Genomic DNA, 22,692 nt, shown 5'->3' on the forward strand with positions numbered 1-22,692 from the left:
AATGTTACAAAATTCAACCTTGTGATAAATTCATTAATCCTGCTTGATAAAATATAATTTTTGCTCATAATTAGCAATCCTGATCAAAGCATTATAGATGTACCTTGTAACCAGAGCGCCGCCATCTGTATTAATTAAATCTATATCATCTTCGGGCGTGTGATATTGCGGATGTCCTCCTGTATGAAACCCCACAACCGATATACCGGATTTGTAAAACGAGACATGATCAGATCCACCCACTTCGCCAGCATGAATAACAGGATTTAGTCCGCTATTTTCGCCTAATTCCTTCATGAGCTCAACTCCACCCGGAAAAGTTCCGGCACCGCCCATGTATATTTGTTTTTCGGTATTTAATCGTCCAACCATATCCATGTTTAGCATTACTTTTACCGCTTCTTTTTGAACGGGCAAATGATTTACAAAATATTTAGAACCTATTAATCCTTCTTCTTCACCGCTAAACGAAATAAAAATGATGCTTCTTTTGGGTTTTAAACCGGATTTAGATAATTCCTGTACCATACAAAGTAAAGCCGAAACTCCGGAAGCATTATCATCTGCGCCATTATGAATTTCGACAGCTTCCTTTTTTTTGCTGCTCGATCCAATTCCGCCCCAACCCCAATGATCGTAATGCGCACCTATTACTATAAATTCGTTTTTGAGATCGGGATCTGAACCTTCAAGATATCCAATAACGTTTTGGGTTGAAACACTATCAGATTTCATTTTGTTTATTCCTTCTTTTACAAATACTTTAAAAGTCTGATCATAACTTTTGTTGAATTGTTTTAGTCCGTATTTTTTAAAATGGGTTCTAATATATGCTGCTGCTTCATTATTGCCTTTTGTACCCGGAAAACGTCCTTCCAGTTTATCTGATGAAAGATATTTATCGTGTTTATAAAAGGTTTTGGCGTTGATACCATCTTGGGCATTTGTAGTAATACAAGAAAATAGCACGCTTATAAAAAAGATTTTGAATGCTGAATATTGAAAAGATTTCATTTTTTATTGTCCAATAAATTAATTGAGTTTTATTTAAGTTCGAAAATTTTATCCATTAAGATCCATTTTTCTCCCGGTTTTGCCTCCGGTAAGGCTTGTTGAAATTTCCACATTAGGGTTTCCCATTCTTGTACTTTGGGATTTTTGGCATCTAATATTGACTTTTTTTCAAATGTAAAATCTGCATCTGCCTCTATAATCATAAACAAGCGATCTGCGAGATTATAGATTTCAAGAGAAATAATTCCTGCTTCTTTAATGCTTTCTTTGATTTCCGGCCAAACGTTCTGATGAAGCTTTATATATTCATGAATTAAATCAGGATCATTTTTTAAATCTAAAGTAAGGCAGTGTTTTTGCATAATTTCTTGTGTTTTATAGCTTCTAATTTTCAAATTAAAAGTTTTTTACACAAGTTAGGAATTATTTCAAAACATATTTACCTCATTCCTTCAATTCAAATGTTACATGCTTAATATATTTTCTGTTATAGGTATACAATACATGAATTTTATGATCTGAGGTTTCGATAATGGCAGGATAACTGAATTCGCCTTCGGTTTGGTTTTCGAGATCAAAAAGTTTTTTCCAGTCTGTACCATTTTTTGAATATTCTACATCTAATACATTTCGCCCATTAAACCAGTCTTTGCCTTGACGAAGGGGATTATTGACCAATAAAAAAGACTTTTTAGTCAATGCTACGGCATCGATTCCGGAATTAGAATTTACTACGTTGATACTGTCTGTGCGTTGCCAGGAGTTTCCGTTATCTGTAGACCAGCTCGAAATTATTTTGTTGTGTTTACTTCTGGACAACATCTGAATTTCATTTGCAGCATGAATAAGAAATGTGGGCTGGATAATCTCAAATTCTTTTTTGTCATCGATCTCTATTTTTTCCCATTTATCAGTTGCTTCTGTATATTTTTCTACATGAACTCTCCATTTGTTATCGCTGACACTTTCTGTGCTGCTGCCGCATAAAATAACTCCGGGAGTTGTTTCTACTGGTTTGTTTCGAATTGGTCCAAGTATATCTTTTGGAAGATATTTGGGAACGCTCCACGTATTTCCGTTATCTTTTGAAACGATCATTGCACCAAACCATTCTCTGGGATTTTTTCCAACCTTATAAAATAAATACAGTTGCTGGCTTTTACTTTTAAATAAAACCGGATTCCAACACGGCAAAGTATCTTTTTGAGTGATTAAGGGTTCTACAAGGTTTTTGGGCACGGACCATTTATTTTCTTTATATACAGAAAAATAAATCCCTACATCTTTTGCGCCTTCATATTTGCCTCCAAACCATGCCGCCATTAATTTATTGGGTTCAAGTTCTACTATTGTCGATGCGTGGCTGTTTATAGTTACTGGCTGATCTGTAATAAAATTTTGAGTGATATTAATGGCTTCCTGCTTTTTTGTCGAAGAACAGGAAACACATATTAAAGCTAATAAAAGTAACAGATATTTGAATTTTGAAATCATTGCAAAGGGTAAAAAATTAATAAAACACAACAAATTATTTTTTATTTAAACCAGCTTTATGTCCAATAATGGCATAGAATAAAATAAAAACATAGCAAGGCAGTAAGATCCAATATCCTTCTGTAGTTGCTTTTGCAGTAGCTGTAACATCGTTCATACCCTGAAGCAATAAATCTGCTTTGTTTAAATCTACAAATTTTCCGTATAATGGCGGAATTATCGCACCTCCAGAAATAGCCATAATCAATAATGCCGAAGCAGTTTTTGTAAACTTACCCAATCCTTTTAAGGTTAAAGGCCATATTGCCGGCCAAACCAGAGCATTTGCAATACCTAAAGCGGCAACAAATAAAATTGAAGTAAATCCGGTGGAAGCTACAATACAAAACGAAAGTAAAATTCCTAAAACTGCACTTGCGCGTAATGCCAGCGCCTGAGTAATATATTTTGGAATTAAAAATGCTCCTAAACCATACGTTATAACCATTGCCAATAAGGTAAATGTGGTGAAAAATTTAGCATCGCCAGCCGGAAAACCTAACGCAATACCATATGCAATAATAGTATCTCCTGCAATAACCTCAACACCCACATACATAAAAAGCGTTAAGACTCCCAACCATAAATGCGGGAACTGAAAAATACTTGTTTTAGTTGTTTCGCCTTCTTTAGCTTCGGCAATAGGTTCTGCTTCAACATCAGGCAAAGGTGCTTTTCTAATTAATATTCCTAAAATAAACAAAACCACAGCCATTGTTATATAAGGCGTTACAACGCTGTCTGCCATTGTATCTAGTAATTTTGCTTTTTCGACGGTAGTAACGACGCTTAATTTTTCTTTGATTTCATCGATTCCGGATAATAAGATAGATCCAAAAATAAGTGATCCCAAAGCACCCGCTATTTTGTTGCAAATTCCCATAATTGCAATTCGTTTTGCCGCACTGTCTATGGGGCCCAAAATAGTAATGTAAGGATTTGATGCTGTTTGCAATAAGGTCATTCCTGCACCCTGAATAAATATACCGGTCAAAAACATCCAATAGGTTCTTGCCTCAGCAGCCGGAATAAATATTAAAGCTCCAAAACCCATTATGAATAAGCCTAAGGACATTCCTTTTTTATAGCCAATTTTTGCCAGAATATACGATGCCGGCAATGCCATTACCACAAATGAAATATAAGATGCCGATGCCACTAAAAGTGACTGCGCAGATGTTAATTCGTTGATTGTTTTCATAAACGGAATCAAAGCGCCGTTGATCCAGGTTACAAAACCAAAAACAAAAAACAAACTCGCTATAATTAAAATTGGAATTAATGTTTTTTTCTTGTCAGAAGAAGGGGAAATAGTACTGCTAACCATAATTATTATATTTGATGATCCGGCAATTATGATATTGTCTTAAATAAAAATCAGTCTTGCCGTCCCTAATTAAAATGCTGTTTTAATTTGTTCTCTTTATTCTCTTTTCTCTTTTCTCTTTTCTGTAAAATCGTAATTATCATATAAAACAAAAGGAGAGTTACCTCTCCTTTTGTCAATTTAAGTAACGAACCTCTTTATCTTTACTTATCTTATTTTGTATCCCACCAAAGTTTTGTTCCTCCGGTATCAGGTCCTTTTAATTTTGTGATTCCATCAGTAACAGCATCTTTGTTAGAAGAATATTCATTTGTTGTATAAATAATTCTTTTCATCAGGCTTTTACCTACTCCCGCATCATTATTATCTGTATTAAGTGGTGCATAAATTACTTTAGCATCACTTCTGCGTAAGTCAGCCCAAGATTCCCATGATTCAGGAAAAATAGCTAAATACTTTTGAACTGCGATTTGTGTACGTTGACTAGTAACAGCAGCAGACCATGCAACAGGCAATTTAACCGGTATATCCTGCAAGTCTAAAGTTGGATAAACTGTTAAGATATTTGGTAAAGTTGGCAATGTATTTCCGGCAACATAAGCATTGATTGCCGCAGTATCAGTAATTCCCCATTGTCTTAGAGACAATCTGATACCTTCTTCGTATAAACTTTGAGCACTTCCGCCCATGTTCCATCCGTTCAATGCACCTTCGGCTCTGCTGAAATAGTTTTCAGAAGCCATGAATACCTCGATATTTTTAGTGTCACTAAGATTTCCTGCAGCACCATTACCCATGATGTCATTGTTAAAAGCAGAGAATTTAGTAGTTCCAAACTGATCTTCTAAACCTCCAACAGGCTGACCACGGTAAACACCAGTATCAATTTTAGCAAACCATTTTGCTAACCTTGGATCATTATATCCTACCAGGATACTTTCCATAGAAGCCGTCATAGTATATCCCCAACTGTTTACAATCATGTTTAAGTTGTTTGGCGTGATATTACTAGCTTTAAAGAAAGCTCCTTGCTCATTTGTTTGCATAACACCCGCAGCTACTGCAGCCTCGGCTTGTGCTTTTGCTTTCGCAGGTTCAATATCAGAAATTCTTAATGCCAAACGTAATCTTAAACTGTTTCCAAATACTTTCCAGTTCGCAACATTTCCTGCATACAAACGGTCATTTGGCTGAAATGAAGCAACTGTAGTTACAGCAGAACCACTAAGTGTAGCATTTGCCTCATCTAATAATTTAAAGAAATCTTCGTAAATGAATTCTACACTATCATAAGGTACTTTTTCTTTCTTGTTACCTGCTTCTGTGTACGGAATTGGCCCGTAAGCATCTACCATTTGGTTGTACATAAAAACTTTCCAGATTTTAAGAATTGCCAAAGCTTCAGCATTTCCTTCAGATGCTTTTACAGCATTGTTTAAAGCCGGAACAGCAACCGTGTAAAATCTTGTCCATCCACGTCCTTCGTAACCGTTAACGAATGCATTTCTTTCTGTACCATATCCACAATTTAAATAGTGAATAAAAGTAGAAGACAAAATACCTGTTGCAATACCCCAGGTTCCCTGGTCATCTACACCCGGTGAAGAGTAAGATCCGTTGTGAATTCCCGCATAAAGCGCAGATGCAAATGATGGTCCCGCCATTGTAGCATCTAACTGATCTTCTGTAAGCGAATTAGGATCAGTATTTATATGATCGAAGTCGCTTGTACAGCTTGATAAAATAGAAACTGCCATTAATGCAATTCCCAGTGTTTTTATTTTAAAACTATATTTCATGATGTCTCTTTTTTAATTAAAATCCGAATTTAACATTAACCCCATAATCTCTCGTTGAAGGAATGTTGAAAGATTCTATACCTTGTAAGTTTCCTGTACCAGCACCTGCTTCCGGATCAAAATATTTAGCTTTGTTCACAAAGAAGAATAAATTTCTTCCTACTAGTGAAAAGTCAATACTTGTAAAACCTGAACTGCCTAATACACGTTTTGGAAGAGAGTATCCAAAAACAAGTTCTCTTAATCTAATGTTTGTAGCATCATAAATAAAAGGTTCTGCAATAGGAGTTCTTTGTCCAATTGCTGTCCAGTATTGTTCTGCATTAATGCTTACGGTATTTTGAGTGTATGTTCCGCCGGCACCAGCAACAACACCATCAACAACGATACCGCCTTCTCTTCCTGCCAAAGTAACATCGCTAACCCCTAAACCTGCTTGTCTTGCCTGAGTGTATGAAATAACTTCACCACCAATTCTAAAATCAACAAGGAAGCTTAAAGAGAAATCTTTGTATTTAAAATTATTTTTTAAACCTGCAGTCCAGTCCGGGTTAAAGTTTCCTGCGCGAACATCAAAACTATTTGTTGCAAGGGGAATACCTGCGCTGTTTACGATAATTTTTCCGTCAGGAGATCTTTGGAAACCTTTAATATATAAATCTCCATATTCACCACCCTGAATAACTTTACTTCTTACCAATCTACCTTCACCAAGAACTAATTCTTCTCTTCCTCCATAAATAGATTTTACTTCAGATTTGTATGTTGCGTAGTTTGCAGTTACGTCCCACGAGAAGTTTTCTGTTTGAACAGGAGTTGCCGTAAGAACAACCTCGATACCTTTGTTTTGAATTTCTCCACCATTAACTACCGCTCTTGAAGTCGAAGAAGACTCTGGTGTATTAATGTAGAAAATCTGATCTTTTGTATTCGTCTGGAAATAAGTTACGTCTAATCCTAAACGATTTTTTAAGAATTTAAGCTCACCACCAAACTCAACAGAACTTGACATCTCTGGTCTTAAATTTGGATTTGCAGCTGTAGTTTGAGAATACAGCATACCACCATTACCACCAATATAAGATAATCTTGAACTTGTTTGGTAAGGATCTGTATCATTACCCACTTTTGCATAAGAACCTCTTAATTTTGCATAGCTAATAACTTCCGGAAGTGTAACCATATCAGAGATTACTCCTGATAAACCTACAGATGGATAAAAGAAAGATCTGTTTGCAGCCGGTAAAGTAGAAGACCAGTCATTTCTTGCCGTTAAGTCTAAGAATAAGTAGTTTCTAAAACCAATTTGTGAGAAACCATAAACAGAGTTAATTTGTTTCTCTGAAGCTGTAGATGTTGATTGTACAGTTGATACATTTGATAAGGCAAAAAAGTTTCTTTTACTTAAAACCCCGCCTGAATATAATGAAGAACTATTTTGTTGTAAGGTATTAGCACCGGCGTTAACCCCAATAGAGAAATCACCAAATTTCTCGTTATAAGAAAGTAAAGCATCCGTATTAAATTCGCTTACTGTTTCATAAGATTCGCTGTATGAACCCAGATTGTTATTAAAAGCTACAGTAGCATATCTGTTTCTAACATTCTTATTTGTCATTTGGTCTAAACCAGTTCTAACTTGTAAGCTTATAGTATTTGTAAAATCATATTTAAGAGAGGCAAGACCTATAAATCTGTTTCTTTTATCTTTACGAGCATCATCACGCAATGCAGACCAGAAAGGGTTTCCACCAGGAGATCCCGCTTCGTCTAAGAAATAGTTCATTTGTCTTTGTCCTGCAGCATCAAAATATTCAAAATCTTTATAGTCATTATATTTAATACTACGTGGCAATAAATAAGCAGATGTACCAATAGATTCCTCACCCGTTCTTAACAAGTTATCAATGTTTTGAACGATGTAGTTCGTTTTTACGTCTAATGATAATTTATCAGATATTTTACTTGTCAATCTTAAGTTAAGATTATGTCTGTCTAATTCGTTTCCTCCCACGATACCTTCAGCACGTGTATTTGTATAAGAGAAATAACCTTGTGCTTTTTCATTTCCTGTTGTTACAGTTAATGTATTTGCTAAGTTATATCCTGTTTTATAAAAATCGATAACGTTATTTGGCTGTGCACTATAACTAGATGTTGCAGGACCGGAATAATTAGGATTACGAACTAACTGCCATGCAGAAACCTGACTTCCGTCTAATTTACCTCCCCAGCTTGAGCTTGATGTTGGGTTGTAAGCTCCTAAAGTTCCTTGTCCGTATTCATTTTGTAAATTCATCAAATTATAAGCAGATGAAGCCATAAAGTTAGACGATAACGAAACCGAAGTTTTTCCTGCTTTACCTGATTTTGTAGTAATAACGATAACACCATTACTCGCTCTTGTACCATAAAGTGCTGCTGCAGATGGTCCTTTAAGAACTGTCATAGAAGCAATATCTTCCGGGTTAATGTTCGAAATACCATCAGGCTGTGTAGTTCCACCTGTATCGATATCCGGATTTGTATTTGTTGTTCCGTTACTAATTGGCACACCATCTACCACATACATCGGTTGGTTATTACCGGTAAGTGATCTGTTACCCCTTAAGGTAATTCTGGAAGAAGAACCAACCCCGTTTGAAGTTGTAGAAAAGTTAAGACCCGCAACTTTACCTGAAAGTGAGTTGGCAACGTTTAAGGATCTTGCTTCTGAAAGTTCGTCTACAGAAATGTTCTGAGCAGAATAGGTAATTGCTTTTTTCTCTCTTTTGATACCCAGAGCGGTTACAACTACTTCACCTAATTGTTGTGTAGCGGCACCTAAAGCGGCATTAATTGTTGTTTGCGTTCCTACGGCTATCTCTTTTGGAGCTGAGCCAACATAAGTGAAAACCAAAACTGCTGATTGATTTGGAACTGAGATACTGTACTTACCATCAAAATCTGATGATGCACTTGTCTTTGTTCCTTTAACCACAACATTTGCCCCCGGAATCGGAATTCCCGTTGAAGCATCTGTTATCGTTCCTTTTACTGTAGTTTGTGCTTGTAAGCTTTGGAATGCAAACAAACAAAACAGAAACAGTAATTTTAGTACGTCCTTAATCATATTAGTTGTTTTTTTAGAGTTAATAACATGTTAAACTTAAGAATACATTTTGTTAACAAAATATTATTTCGACAAATGACAATTTTGAAAAGGTGTTGGGTAAACTTTAACATTTAAAAACAACAAAAGGGTTTATTTTGTAATATAAACCCTCTTTATTTGAAGAAGTCACTCTTAATTAAATCTAACCAATTTATCGTTTTTTTAAAAGTATTCTTTGCTTAATACTTAAAACGCTAAACATTTTATTCGTTTTTACCAAATTACTGTAAAACCTTAAAATTCGTTTTTTGTAAATCAACGGAGTTTCCGCCTACCATCACTTCAAAATCTCCGGGTTCCACAACTCTTTTCATCTCGCGATTCCAAAGAGATAATTCATCTGGGGTTAACGTAAATTCTACTTTTTTAGTTTCTCCTTTTTTAATAAACAATCTCTTAAAACCTTTTAATGTTTTTCTTGGAGTTGTAACACTGCTGTAAACATCATTTATATACAACTGCACAACTTCGTCTCCGTCGAACTTACCAGTGTTTTTAACATCGATGCTTACTTTTAATTCTCCGTCGGTTTTGATTTCTTTCGCACTGATTGCAAGATTCGAATATTCGAAAGTGGTATAACTTAACCCGTAACCAAAGGTGTATAACGGATTTTCGCTTTCACTCACATATTTATGAATCGCAGATGGTTTTTGGTTATAATATATAGGTAGCTGTCCAACAGATTTAGGAACCGTAATTGGCAATCTTCCACCCGGATTATAATCTCCAAATAAAACATCGGCAACAGCCCTTCCTCCTGCTTCACCGGGAAACCAGCCTTCGATAAGTGCCGGAATGTTTTCGCTGATCCAGTTTGTAGAAAGCGGACGACCGTTTAATAAGACACAAACTACCGGAGTTCCTGTTTTCTGGATTGCTTCGATCAATTCCTGTTGCATTCCGTGTAAATCTAACGAGGCAACATCTCTGTTTTCTTCAACCAATTCATTTGATTCTCCTAAAACTACAATCGCAACATCTGCTTTTTTAGCAATGTCGATTGCAGGCTGAAAGTTTACTTTTTCCAGATTCCAACGCAAATGCGCTCTGGCTCCCCAGCCACCTTCCCACATCTCAATGCGGACTTTGTATTTTTTTCCTGCTTCGATATTTTTTGGCGTCGTAACCATACTTGTAGCACCTTTTGTCCAGTTGTCGATTACCAATTGATCGTCGACCCACATTCTGATTCCGTCATCAGAACTTAAACCCAACCAACCATCAAATGATTTTTCTGACTGAATATAACCTGTCCAGCGAATAGAGAAATCATCATCTGTAACTCCGTCACCGGGAGACCATGGCCAGTCAAATTCTAATTGATTGTCAATACGCGTTAATACCGGATTTCCTTCTACGTTTCTGTTATTGAAATATTCTCCTTTTAGTCCGTTTTGAGATCCGTCAGGCGTAAACAAAAATTTCGACGGAATAATTTGTCCTTTTACAATTAACGAAACACCTTCTTCATAAAGCACATTTGTTTTTGCGCCCGCAACTTGTTTAATTCCTTCAAGAACCGTTGTTCCTACTTTATTTTTTACAGTATATCCGCCCAATCTCGATGCATCAGCATTTGGTCCGATAACTGCAATAGTCTGAATGTCTTTTTTTAAAGGCAAAATGTTATTATCGTTTTTCAATAAAATCATCGATTTACGAGCTGCTTCAAGAGCAACATCCTGATTTTCTTTTGTATGAAAACGTTCTTTGATTAAGTTTTTATCTGTATATGGATTTTCGAATAATCCCAATAAAAATTTAAGTCTTAAAACTCCGCCCGCAGCACGGTCAATTTGCTCTATTGTCAGTTTCTTTTCATTTACTAGTTCAATGATACTTTGTTGCCAAAACTCATTAGTAAAATCATAAAACTGCATATCGACACCGGCAGCAACAGCTTCTCTAATGCTTTCTTTTGGAGAATTAGTTACATAATGAGTTGTTTGAAGGTATTTTATAGCCCCTAAATCTGAAACTACAATACCTTTAAATCCCCATTCTTTTCTTAAAACATCTGTTAGCAGCCCGTGATTTGCCGCACATGGAATTCCGTCTAATTCAGAATACGCACACATGGTTCCCAAAGCACCGCCTTTTCTAAATGCTTTTTCAAATGACGGAAGATGATCTTCGCGCGCTGAACGTTCTCCCACTAAAATTGGAGATGAATTTCCTCCTGCTTGCGGAATACCGTGAACAGCAAAGTGTTTTGGTTCTGAAATTATCGTACGATCTGATGTTAAATCATCGCCCTGCATTCCCTTAATCATTGCCAGACCAATCTCGCTGTTTAAATACGCATCTTCACCAAAAGTTTCAGCAACCCTTCCCCAACGTGGTTCGCGGCCAAGATCTAAATTTGGTCCTAAACCAAAATGAACCCCGTGTGCTCTGGCTTCTGTAGCAATTACTTTACCCACTTTGTCCATTACGCTGGTATCCCAGGTTGCGCCTAAACCTATGTTCATAGGGAAAGCCGTACTTCCGTCATCCAGATATCCGTGCAGCATCTCGCACATAATAAGTGCAGGAATTCCCCATTTGTTATTTTTAATTACTTCGCTCTGAAGATCATTAATCATTTTTGCCGAACGCGGATAAAGATCATGAATCGCTCCAATTCCTAAATTTCCAATTCTGGGACTTGATTTAGATTTCGAGAAATCTTCTTTTTCTTTAAAAAGTTCCCCTCTGTACATGTCCATTTGGCGCGCTTTTTCCTCCAGGCTCATTCGGCTTAACAAGTCTTTTACCCTTTCTTCTACAGGTAATTTCGAATCTTGATAAGGGTATTTCTTCTGCGCATAACTCTGGTTAAAAAAACCTACAGCCATTACGAGTATAATGGCTGTTTTTTTCATTCTTAATTGTAACATAGTTGTGTTGTTTTTAATTTTGAATCACTTTCATTGTTTTTCCATTCACAAAATCTTCGTGCGAAATAAAAAAGCTATTATGTGGTTTTCCGTTTACCTCAATCGAATTGATTTTCCCATCATTATTTTCTTGTCTTTCGATTACAATGCTTTCTTTTTTATAATATCTTAGATCTAATTTGATTGTAATTCTATGAAACATTGGCGTTGTAATGGTGTAAATTGGATCTCCCGGCGATATTGGATAAATCCCCATCATCGAATAAACCAACCAAGCCGACATTGTTCCGGTATCATCATTGCCCGGTAATCCTTTTGGTTTGTTCTGGAAATATTCCTGTACCAGTTTTTTAACCATTTCCTGACTTTTCCATTCTTGTCCTTTTACATAATTGAATAAATATGGATAAGCAATATCCGGTTCGTTTGCCATATCAAATTGTTTGAGATCAAATACTTTTTGTAACTGATCTGAGAAAACTTTATCGCCGCCCATTAATTTTATATATCCCCTCATATCATGCGGAACCATAAAAGCGTATTGCCAGGCATTACCTTCGATAAAACCAACATTTGTCTGGAAATTTGAACCTGCTTCAGGATCAAAAGGTTCATACCATTTTCCGTTAGCTGTTCTTGGTCGGAGTAATTTTAAATCCTTATCATACAATTTTTGGTAGGATAAGGAACGTTTTGCAAAACGCTTATAATCATCTTTTTCGCCCAATGCTTTCGCTAAAAGTGAAATGGCATAATCAGAAGTATTATATTCTAATGTTGTAGAAACCGGACCGGCATAATTAGTCGATAAATATCCTTTCTCGATATATTCTTTAAGTCCCGGACGCAACGGATTATCCTCTGTTTTATCTGCACCTTTCAACATTGCATAATAAGCTCTGTAAATATCAAAATCCTGAATTCCTTTTAAGCAAGCGTCAACTATAACAATACTTGCCGGATCTCCAACCATTGTAAATGTTTCAGTCGAATTTAATTCCCATTTGGGTAACCATCCGTTTTCATCATACATTTCCAACATGCTTTTTATCATATCAGATTGTTGCTTGGGATAAACCAAAGACGTTAACGGATGCATATTTCGATACGTATCCCACAATGAAAATACGGTATAACGTGTGCCATCTGTTTTACCAATTTTAGTTCTCTTGATTTCCGGATATTGTCCGTTATAATCATTTAAAATATTGGGATGAATTAACGTGTGATACAACGCCGTGTAAAAAATCGTTCTGTCATCATTTGAACCGCCTTCTACTAAAATCTTCGAAAGTTCTTCGTTCCATTCGTTATAGGTATCTTTATAAACGTCATCAAATGATTTTTTTCCGGTTTCTTTTTCTAAGTTTTCACGGGCATTTTCGATACTAACATAAGAGATTCCAACTTTAACTTCTACTGTTTCCTGTTTCTCGAATTTATAGGTAAAATAACTTCCAATACTATCGCCAACAACTGTTTTGATAGTGTTTTCCATCATTCTGGTTTTTCCGTTATAACCCATCCATTGTGCTTCAACACCATTGTATTTTGGTGTTTTTTTCCAAACTCCAAATTTGTCTGCAGGTTTAGAAAATTTAGCTACAAAATAAACGGGATAAGCATCTTCCGGACTATTATAACAAAATGAACCTACGCTTCGCATACCTTCAATCTCTGTTGATGAAACGACTTTTATCATCGCTCCTTCTTCATTGGTTAATCCTAAACCCAGGTTTAATAAGATATTCGATTGTCCTTTTGGGAAAGTGAATCTGCTTACGCCTACTCTTGTCGAAGCTGTAAATTCGCCTTTTACTTTATACTTGTCAATATTTACACTGTAAAAAGCTGCTTTTGCAATTTCATTCGAATAATTTGAACCGTATTTTAAATGATCGATTTCTACTTTTCCTGTTGTTGGCATTAGTAAAATAACGCCCAGTTCTGGACAGCCAACTCCACTTAAATTAACCTGACTAAATCCGGTTAAAAAATTATTTTCGTTTACGTAAGGATTCGACAACCATTGGCTATCTTTTTCCATTGGGGTATTTTTTTTCCCCGCCACATTAAACGGACTAATACTTGCCATACCTCGTGGTGCAATTGGCCCCGGAAAAGCAGCTCCATAATTAGATGTTCCAATAAACGGATTCACATAATCTACCGGACTCTGTTGCGCAAAAATACTTATGCTAAAAAACAGCATGTAAAAAATACATACTGTTTTAAGGGTTTTTGTTTTATTTAAAAACATAATAATTTCTATCTGTTAATAGCTTCAATTTTTAAAGTCCATGCCTCTTTACACGGCAAATTTTTTCTAAGGCTTTCCGGAATTATTACTTTAAATCCTTCTGCTTCTTTAGTCCATTTTAATGCCGTTTTAGAACCTAACATGGTAATTTTTGTTCCTTTTTTAGGATTAATCGATTTTACAACCACTTCTGCAGGAATTTTATCTTCGCCTTCTTTTGCTAAATAAAATGCGAATACATTTCCTGTTTTATTTTGTGTAAAACAAATGTTATTTTCTTTAAAAGGTTCGATTGGTTTCGTCTCATAAATTGCTGAACTGTTTACTTTCATCCAGTCTGCATAAGCTGCTAATAAATCATAAGCACCTTGCTGCCATTCACCTTCAGGACTTGGCGCAACGTTCAATAATAAGTTTCCGCCTTTTGCCACAATATCAACCAACATATGAATACCTTGTCTTCCGGTCATGTAGGTAGCATCTGGAGAATACGACCATCCGCCGCCAGACGTAATACAAGATTCCCAAGGATAAGGAAGCGTTTTTGCAGGAACACGACCTTCCGGTGTTAAGTAGTTTTGATTTTTACCGTGAACAGCTCTGTCAACTACAATTAATCCCGGTTGTTTTTGACGTGCTTTTACAACCAATTCATCCATTTTAGGATCCTGATCTACAACTCTGTGTTTGATAAAACCATTTTTAGATTCGTTTTCAGCAAACTTTTCATCGTAGTTTTCTTTTAGGTTTTGTTGGTCTCTTTTTCTAACCCATCCTCCGTCTAACCAAAGAATATCTACTTTACCGTAATTCGTTAGGATTTCTAAGATTTGGTTGTGCGTGAAATCAACATATTTCTGCCATTTTTCAGGATATAATGACGGATCATAATTTACGTTTCTGTCGAAAGGAGGAAAATAAGGATCCCAGTAATTTTCGTTATGCCAGTCCGGTTTAGAAAAATATGCTCCGGTTGAGATATTCTCTGCTCTAAAAGCATTAAAAACTTCTTTCAAAATATCTGCTTTTGGATCAACGCTGTAAGGACAATCTTTGTCTGTTACTTTATAATCAGAATATTTCGTGTCATACATATTAAATCCGTCATGGTGTTTTGTGGTAAAAACCATGTATTTCATTCCGGCTGCTTTTGCTGCTTTTGCCCATTTTACAGGATCAAATTTGGTTGGATTAAATGTTTTTTTCAATCCTTCATAATCCTTTACATATTGATTATAATTTGCAGGATTACTTCCTTTTTTGCGTTCGCACCATCCATAATCCTCCGGACAAATAGACCATGATTCTACAATTCCCCATTGGCTGTAAGTTCCCCAGTGCATCAACAATCCAAACTTCTTGCCTTGCCATTGTTCTAAATTTTTCAACACCAATGGATCCGTTTCCGGTACATAGCGCTCATCTTCATAAATGGCCTGCGAAAACATTTGAACTGAAAATAATATTGCTATTATGAATATTCCTCTTTTCATTTTTACTCTATTTTATGGTTTTTGTTTTGTTTTTTTTGTTTTTGGTTTGTTTTTTTGTTTGTTTTTATTTCAAATGGACTTCTCAAAGTTTGTCATTTCGACGAAGGAGAAATCTTCGCAAGAAACTCCTCAGCAGTTCGTCCATCTTTGTCGAGCTGCTAACGAAGATTTCTCCTTCGTCGAAATGACAATATTGTGCGTAATATTATGAGCGTAAAACTTGGTCGAGTTTCTCGTGTGATCCCTCGTTCCTCGGGATGACAAAATGCAGTTAATTCACTAAAATCTCATCTACAAACAACCACGAAGATTCTCCTTTTGGGCTTTTCTTCAGGTTAACGGCGATTACTTTTACGAATCTCGTATTTACTTTTACAAAATCAACTTTGAAATCTTTCAATTCAGATGTTACATTTGGGGCATATGGTCGTGAAATTTTCCCTACTTCCTGATATTTTATTCCGTCATTAGAAATCAGGACTTTGATTTTTACCGGAAAATTAACTCCTGAACCCTGACTTTCTAAAGTTCCCACAATTACCTGCTCAATACTTTCCTGTTTGCCCAGATCCACAACAACTTCCATATCATTAACCAACCATGCTTGCCATTGTCCGTCATGGAAATTTTTAGATCCCCTAATGGTATTGGCTAAAGTAAAAGGTCCGTCGCCTTTGTAATTATCATTAAATGGCGTTAGATAATTTACTTTATGTGCCACCGCTTTATGAAATATAATCGTATCTGTAAAGGTTTTACCAATTGGTTTTTCGTTTTGAAACAGAGACGCTTTTAAAACTGTTGTTCCGGTAAACTGAATTGGATTTATATATTTTAATGCATTTTGATCGATATTTTTATCCCCCAAAACATAACGGATATCCGGATTTGGGAATTCATTTTTTAAAGTGACATTGATTTGTTTTTTACCCAAATCTGCGCTTGAAGAAGCGGTAACCAGGTAAGCACTTTTCGCATAATTGATTCCCTGATAATCATAACGTTTCAACATTGGTGGTAATCTCGTCGTGAAATCATTCCAGTTTCGGCTTTCTTTCGAACTCCATAAAACCTCAGCCATTGCAGCCAATCTAGGAAAAATCATATATTCTGAATCCCTTGGTCCAGCAAGATGTTCTGCCCATAAATTAGCTTGTCCGCCCAGGACATGATTGGCTTCTACAGGTGACATTGTAGGCACAACCGGATCAAATTCGTACACTTTGTTTAATGGCGTATAACCATCAAAAGCCAAAGGTTCTTCGTTTTGTGGTCCCTGATAAAAATTAAAATAACAATGAGATTCCGGAGTCATAATCACATCGTGCCCCTGATCTGCTGCTTCAATTCCGCCTTTTGTGCCTCTCCAGCTCATAACGGTTGCTTCCGGAGCTAAACCTCCTTCGACAATTTCATCCCAGCCAATTACTTTTTTACCTTTAGAATTAATGTATTTTTCAATACGTTTTACAAAATAACTTTGCAATTCATTTGTGTTTTTTAAACCTAAATCCTTCATTCTTTTTTGGCAATGCGGACATTTATCCCAATTGGTTTTTGTGGCTTCATCTCCGCCAATATGAATGTATTTTGAAGGAAAAATTGTCATTACTTCGTCTAATACATTTTGCAAAAACTCAAACGTGTTTTCTTTTCCTGCGCAATAAATATCTGTAATAGGCCATAATCCGCCTGACGGAACGCCAATTCGCTGATCAAAACAAGCCAGTTCCGGATATGATGCAATTGCAGAACTTACGTGTGCCGGCATTTCGATTTCTGGAATTACTTCGATGTTTTTTGTTGCCGCGTATTTTACGATTTCTTTTAATTCTTCCTGAGTAAAAAAGCCTCCATAAGTTCCCTTTTCATCCGGATTTGTTGTTAGTCGTGCATTCCACGAAAGATTTTCCTGATCTACTCTCCAAGCACCCACTTCTGTAAGTTTTGGGTATTTTTTGATTTCGATTCTCCAGCCCTGGTCGTCTACTAAATGCAAATGCAAAACATTCATTTTATGCATTGCCAAACGATCGATTGTTGCCAGAATATAATTTTTATCAAAGAAATGACGTGATAAATCGAGCATTAAACCTCTCCATTTAAAACGCGGTTCATCTGTAATGGTAAAATTTGGAATCTGCCATTTTTCTGATGTTATGGCATATTTACTTTCAATAGCAACCGGAAGCAATTGCCTGATGGTTTCTAATCCGTAGATAAAACCGGCATTTCCGTTTGCTGTAATCGTAATATTAGCATTGTTTACTTCTAGTTTATAAGCTTCCTTATGAAAAGTTGGATCAGCCTTGAACTGAATAAAATTTCGCTGCGGTGCTTTTACTCCCAAAACGGGACTAAATCCTGCTGCAACCTGAAACTTACTGATTAAAGCATTCGAAATCTCTTTTTGAAAATCTGTATTGGCAACAAAAACAGTGTTTTTAGAAAACTCAAAAGTTCCTGTTTGCAGCAGCAATTGATTTGGTTTTGGGATAATTTGAATATCCTTTTCTGTATATGTTTTTTGACCATAACCCAAACTTAAAACAGTAAAGAAGATTAAGACAAATAGTGGTTTTAATGTTCTCATAATTATTATTTTAAAGAGGGTGTTATTTTAAATTGGTACTGATAATTTTTGTCTCTCAACAAGTATTTTTCCATTGGCCAGGCTTGCCAGCTGTCGATTCCGCCAACTCCCATTTGTTTCGAATCGATTTTTAAGCTTGTTAAATCTCTTTCTTTCAATTCGGCTGCGTGTCTCTGGTCTTTTTCCAATCCATCGTCTAAATCTTCATTTAAATAATGTAAAGCTGTGATTGCCAACAATTCATTAGACTGAACAGTTAATTTTAATTTATCGCTTGATAATTCTAAAAAGCGAACATCAGTTTTATTTCCGGTTTCCTGCGGACGGATATAGGGATAATATTGTTCTGAAACCGTTTGTGTGTAAAGTCCAACTTTTGAACTGTAATTTCTGTCGATGTAATTTTCGTGTGGTCCTCTTCCGTAATATGTCATATTGCTAAAATCTTTCTGAAGAATAATCTCCATTCCAAATCTTGGCAAAATAGGGTGTTCTTTTGTTTTATCCAAATTCAATTGCTCTGTTATGCTCAATTCTCCGTTACTGTTTATAGTATAATTTAACTCAATTGTAGAAGATGTTTGCGGTAAACTATAAGCAGATTTCACCACAATTAAATTTTCTTTTGTAGTCGTATAAGCCCAGCTTACAAGGGTTGGATGCTCTGTCGCTTCTTTCCACGCCACTAAATTTTTCTGAAAATTAGCTCCAAAATCATTGTCGTTTGGCGCTCTCCAAAGGTTTGGTCGCAATTGATAACCCTCTTTTATTATCGGAAGATTATTATAAGAATATCCACTAATAAATCCGGTCTTTTTATCGAAAGTAATTTCGGCTTTATCGCTTTTAAAAACCGTGCTGTTTACTTTTTTATCTACCGTAATTTTTGATGCACCATCGATTTTTATATCGTTTTTCCAAGATCCTTTATACGCTAATTGCTCTGTTGCGATTTCGAAACCTTTTGGTAAAAACGGCTCGTCTTGTTTTAACTGGTAGCTAATATTTATAAAAGCTTCCTGAAATTTTTTATCGCCTAATTTTATTGGCAAAGTATATGTTTTTGACTGCGTTGGATCTATTGCCAGATAATCGATAACTCCTGTATCTTGTGTAACGCCGTCCAGAATTAATTTCCAATGCAAGGTCACGTTGCTTAAATCTTTAAACGAAAATTCATTGTAAACTTTAATCGTCGCAGTTTCTTTATTTTCCCATGAAGTCAGGATATTTTGCATTACGTTTTTTACTTCAAAAGCATGCGGATTTGGTTTTCTGTCTACGGTAAATACTCCATTATTAACGAAGTTATTATCACTTTTTACATCTTTTGGTCCAAAATCTCCTCCGTACGCCAGAATTTTAGTTCCGTCAGGTTGTGTTTTATAAACCGACTGATCGATCATATCCCAAATAAATCCTCCCTGAAAATTTGGATATTTACGAATCACATCCCAATAATCTTTAAAATTCCCCATCGAATTCCCCATTGCATGCGCATATTCGCACTGAATGTAAGGTCTTGACGGATTTGGGTTTGCCAATATATATTCTTCCATTTTATTTGGCGAACTGTACATTGGGTCAATAATATCAGAATCCCATTCAAATTTCAAATCCTTTCCGTCCCAAGCTCCCGCAGTTGCTCTTTCGTACTGGATTGGTCTTGATTTATCACGGTTTTTAATCCACAAATAACCTCTGTAAAAATTGTAACCGTTTCCGGCTTCGTTCCCCATACTCCAGATAATGATCGAACTATGATTTTTATCTCTTTCGATCATACGCTGCATACGCTGAATGTGCGCCAACTCCCAATCTGGTTTATTGCCCAGTGTTTTGGTAATATCGTAACCCATTCCGTGTGATTCTATGTTGGCTTCATCAACCACATAAATACCATATTTATCACATAATTCATAAAAATATTCATCATTAGGATAATGCGACATTCTTACGGCATTGATATTAAATTGCTTCATGATTTTAATATCTTCTTCCATGCGTTCCCTGGAAATCGTTTGTCCGGTTACCGGATCGACTTCATGACGGTTTACTCCTTTTATATAAATCGCTTTTCCGTTTACTAAAAGTTGTCCGCCTTTTATTTCTACTTTTCTAAAACCAACATTTTGATTGATTACCTCAACAACAGTTCCTTTTTTATCTTTTAAAATAAAACTCACCTGATATAAATTCGGGATTTCTGCGCTCCATTTCTTCGGATTATTTACAGCAAAATCAAAAGTTTGTTTTTCGCTTAAAGCGGAAATAACTTTTGAGGTAATAATTTTATCACCATCTTTTAACTGAACGTCTAAAGTATAGGCCTCTTTTTTATTTAAATCAGAGAATTCAGTTGAGATTTTTAATGTTCCGTTTACGTAAGAAGCATCTAAATCCGGAATGATTTCATAATCTTTTAAATGTGTTTTATTTCTCGCTACTAAATAAGAATCTCTTGTAATACCGCTCATTCGCCACATATCCTGACATTCTAAATACGAACCGTCATTCCATTTCATGACTTGCAGCACAATAGTATTTTTGCCTGTTTTTACATATTTATTTAAGTTAAATTCAGACGGTAATTTTCCATCTTCGCCATATCCTACATAAACGCCATTTACCCAAACAGTAAGGTTTGATTTTGCCGTACCAACATGCAGAAAAATATCTTTTCCTTCCCACGATTTATCGATTGTAATTTCTCTTCTGTAAACTCCGGTTGGATTATATTTTGTGGGCACAAACGGTGGATTTGGCGCCATTAAATAATCAAAATCATAAGTCGTATTTACATAAACCGGATATCCGTAACCGTTTACATCCCAGCTTGCCGGAATTCTGAAATTATCCCAGGACTTATCATTAAAATTGCTTTTCTCGAAATCTTTTGGAAGAATACCGGGATTATCAACGTATTTAAATTTCCATGCTCCGTTTATATCCAGATAATTTTTAGACGCTCTCCATTCGTTTTTATTTGCCAATGCTTCATTTTCAAAAACATAATAGGCAGCATGCATGGGCTCTCTATTATCTTCATTGATTTTTTCGTTCTGCCAAAACGGAACTTTTTCCTGTGCATTAACAGATACTATTGCAGCAATTAATAAGGATAATATGGATATTATTTTTTTCATTCTTTATTTTTTTATTCTCTGTGTGTTTTTTTTTAAACACATAGAAACATAGATTTGAAACCTTAAAAAAGGCGTTTCACTTATTTAAACAAACATAGCTATGTGTTAAGAAACTAGTTTCTTTTTTTGATTCTTTTCTACACACAAAAAAACTATGTTTCTATGTGTTTAAGGCTACACGCAATTCAGTCTTTGTCAAAGCTTTGTCATTTCAACGGAGGAGAAATCTTCGCAAGTAGCTCCTTATAGTAACTCGCCAATCTTTGTAGAGTTTCTCACGAAGATTTCTCCTCCGTCGAAATGACAAAATCGTGCGTTATGTTATAAACTTAATTCAACTTTGTCAAAGTTTGTCATTTCGAGGAACGAGAAATCACATTGCTGAATCCTCACAGTTCGTTGCTCTCCGGATGTGATTTCTCGTTCCTCGAAATGACAAATATTGAGTTTTATTTATCCCACGACATTTTAAATTTTGCATCTTCCATTCTGTGTCCTTTTTCGTCATCAGAAACGGCGTAATTAAAACCCGATCTAAGACTGTAACCTGCATGTTCTCCGTTTTTATTCAAAGCAATAAATCCTACTTGCAGATATTCCATGTCTTTGTGTTTTTTATGTTTGTTGTAAATACGTTCTGTAATTTCTTTGCAGGCATCAAAAGGCGATTTTCCCTGACGCATTAATTCCACCACCATTGCGCTTCCTGCGGTTCTGATTACTGCTTCGCCTAGTCCGGTTGCAGCAGCAGCACCTACTTCGTTATCCAGAAAAAGACCCGCGCCGATGATTGGGGAGTCACCGACGCGACCGTGCATTTTCCATGCGGCTCCACTTGTGGTACAGCCTCCGGAAAGATTACCGTCTTGATCCAACATTAGCATGCTTATGGTATCGTGATTTTCTATATTGATGACTGGTTTATATTTTGAATCTTCCAGCCATTTTTTCCAGTCTTTTTCAGATTCCGGAGTTAGTAAATTTTCTTCTTTAAATCCTTCTGATAATGCAAATTGCAAAGCACCTTGTCCTGCCAGCATAACGTGCGGTGTGTTTTGAAGTACTCTTTTTGCAACCGAAATTGGATGCATAATACCTTGTAAAAAACAAACTGAACCGCAATTGCTATTGTGATCCATAATACAGGCATCAAGCGTAACTTTTCCTTCACGATCCGGATATCCGCCATAACCCACGCTGCGAACATTCGGGTCTGCTTCGGGAATTTTCATGCCGGCTTCTATCGCATCAAGAGCTGGTTTTCCGGCTTTTAGTTGTTTCCAGCTTTCCTGATTTGCAGGCAAACCATGATTCCATGTTGAAATAATAACAGGCTTTTTTATTTTCTTTGAAGAAAATTTTAAAACACCTTCTTTTTCATCTTCCTGATTTTTCGCAAATCCGCTAAGTCCCATAACAGAACTTACTGCTAATGTGCCTAAAGTTGCTTTTTTTATAAAATTTCTTCTGTTTGACATGCTGTTTACTTTT

Annotated in this window: 12 protein-coding genes; all 12 read right to left on the reverse strand. The window is 36.0% G+C overall.

Annotated features, from left to right (window positions below):
* Window positions 1-33 precede the first annotated feature (33 nt).
* Window positions 34-1,014, reverse strand: a complete 981-nt coding sequence (locus ASF10_RS12925; RefSeq protein ID WP_056249856.1) for a M20/M25/M40 family metallo-hydrolase — start codon at window positions 1,012-1,014, stop codon at window positions 34-36.
* A gap of 29 nt (window positions 1,015-1,043) precedes the next feature.
* Window positions 1,044-1,376: an L-rhamnose mutarotase gene (locus tag ASF10_RS12930; RefSeq protein WP_056249859.1), complete on the reverse strand. Its 333-nt coding sequence runs from the start codon at window positions 1,374-1,376 to the stop codon at window positions 1,044-1,046.
* Window positions 1,377-1,458: 82 nt separating this feature from the next.
* On the reverse strand, window positions 1,459-2,508 hold the full coding sequence (locus ASF10_RS12935) for a sialidase family protein (protein ID WP_056249863.1): 1,050 nt from the start codon (window positions 2,506-2,508) through the stop codon (window positions 1,459-1,461).
* Between the two features lie 34 nt (window positions 2,509-2,542).
* Window positions 2,543-3,874, reverse strand: coding sequence for a sugar MFS transporter (locus tag ASF10_RS12940; protein ID WP_056249866.1), 1,332 nt, complete (start codon window positions 3,872-3,874; stop codon window positions 2,543-2,545).
* 212 nt (window positions 3,875-4,086) lie between these two features.
* Window positions 4,087-5,673, reverse strand: coding sequence for a SusD/RagB family nutrient-binding outer membrane lipoprotein (locus tag ASF10_RS12945; protein ID WP_056249868.1), 1,587 nt, complete (start codon window positions 5,671-5,673; stop codon window positions 4,087-4,089).
* 16 nt (window positions 5,674-5,689) lie between these two features.
* Window positions 5,690-8,785, reverse strand: coding sequence for a SusC/RagA family TonB-linked outer membrane protein (locus ASF10_RS12950; protein WP_056249870.1), 3,096 nt, complete (start codon window positions 8,783-8,785; stop codon window positions 5,690-5,692).
* Window positions 8,786-9,048: 263 nt separating this feature from the next.
* Window positions 9,049-11,709: a glycoside hydrolase family 3 C-terminal domain-containing protein gene (locus tag ASF10_RS12955; protein ID WP_056249872.1), complete on the reverse strand. Its 2,661-nt coding sequence runs from the start codon at window positions 11,707-11,709 to the stop codon at window positions 9,049-9,051.
* A gap of 13 nt (window positions 11,710-11,722) precedes the next feature.
* Window positions 11,723-13,969: a GH92 family glycosyl hydrolase gene (locus ASF10_RS12960; protein WP_056249874.1), complete on the reverse strand. Its 2,247-nt coding sequence runs from the start codon at window positions 13,967-13,969 to the stop codon at window positions 11,723-11,725.
* A gap of 8 nt (window positions 13,970-13,977) precedes the next feature.
* On the reverse strand, window positions 13,978-15,462 hold the full coding sequence (locus ASF10_RS12965; RefSeq protein WP_056249877.1) for an alpha-L-fucosidase: 1,485 nt from the start codon (window positions 15,460-15,462) through the stop codon (window positions 13,978-13,980).
* A gap of 271 nt (window positions 15,463-15,733) precedes the next feature.
* Entirely contained in the window at window positions 15,734-18,055 is a 2,322-nt protein-coding gene (locus tag ASF10_RS12975) for a family 20 glycosylhydrolase (RefSeq protein WP_056249882.1), read from the reverse strand.
* A 5-nt stretch (window positions 18,056-18,060) separates the two neighbouring features.
* Window positions 18,061-21,201 (reverse strand): glycoside hydrolase family 2 TIM barrel-domain containing protein, encoded by a 3,141-nt coding sequence (locus ASF10_RS12980; protein ID WP_056249885.1) that lies wholly within the window; start codon window positions 21,199-21,201, stop codon window positions 18,061-18,063.
* Window positions 21,202-21,650: 449 nt separating this feature from the next.
* Complete coding sequence (locus ASF10_RS12985; protein ID WP_056249887.1) at window positions 21,651-22,679, reverse strand: isoaspartyl peptidase/L-asparaginase family protein; 1,029 nt, start codon at window positions 22,677-22,679, stop codon at window positions 21,651-21,653.
* Window positions 22,680-22,692: the final 13 nt, after the last annotated feature.

It is taken from the genome of Flavobacterium sp. Leaf82 (assembly GCF_001422725.1).
In the GTDB taxonomy this organism is placed as follows: Bacteria; Bacteroidota; Bacteroidia; order Flavobacteriales; family Flavobacteriaceae; genus Flavobacterium.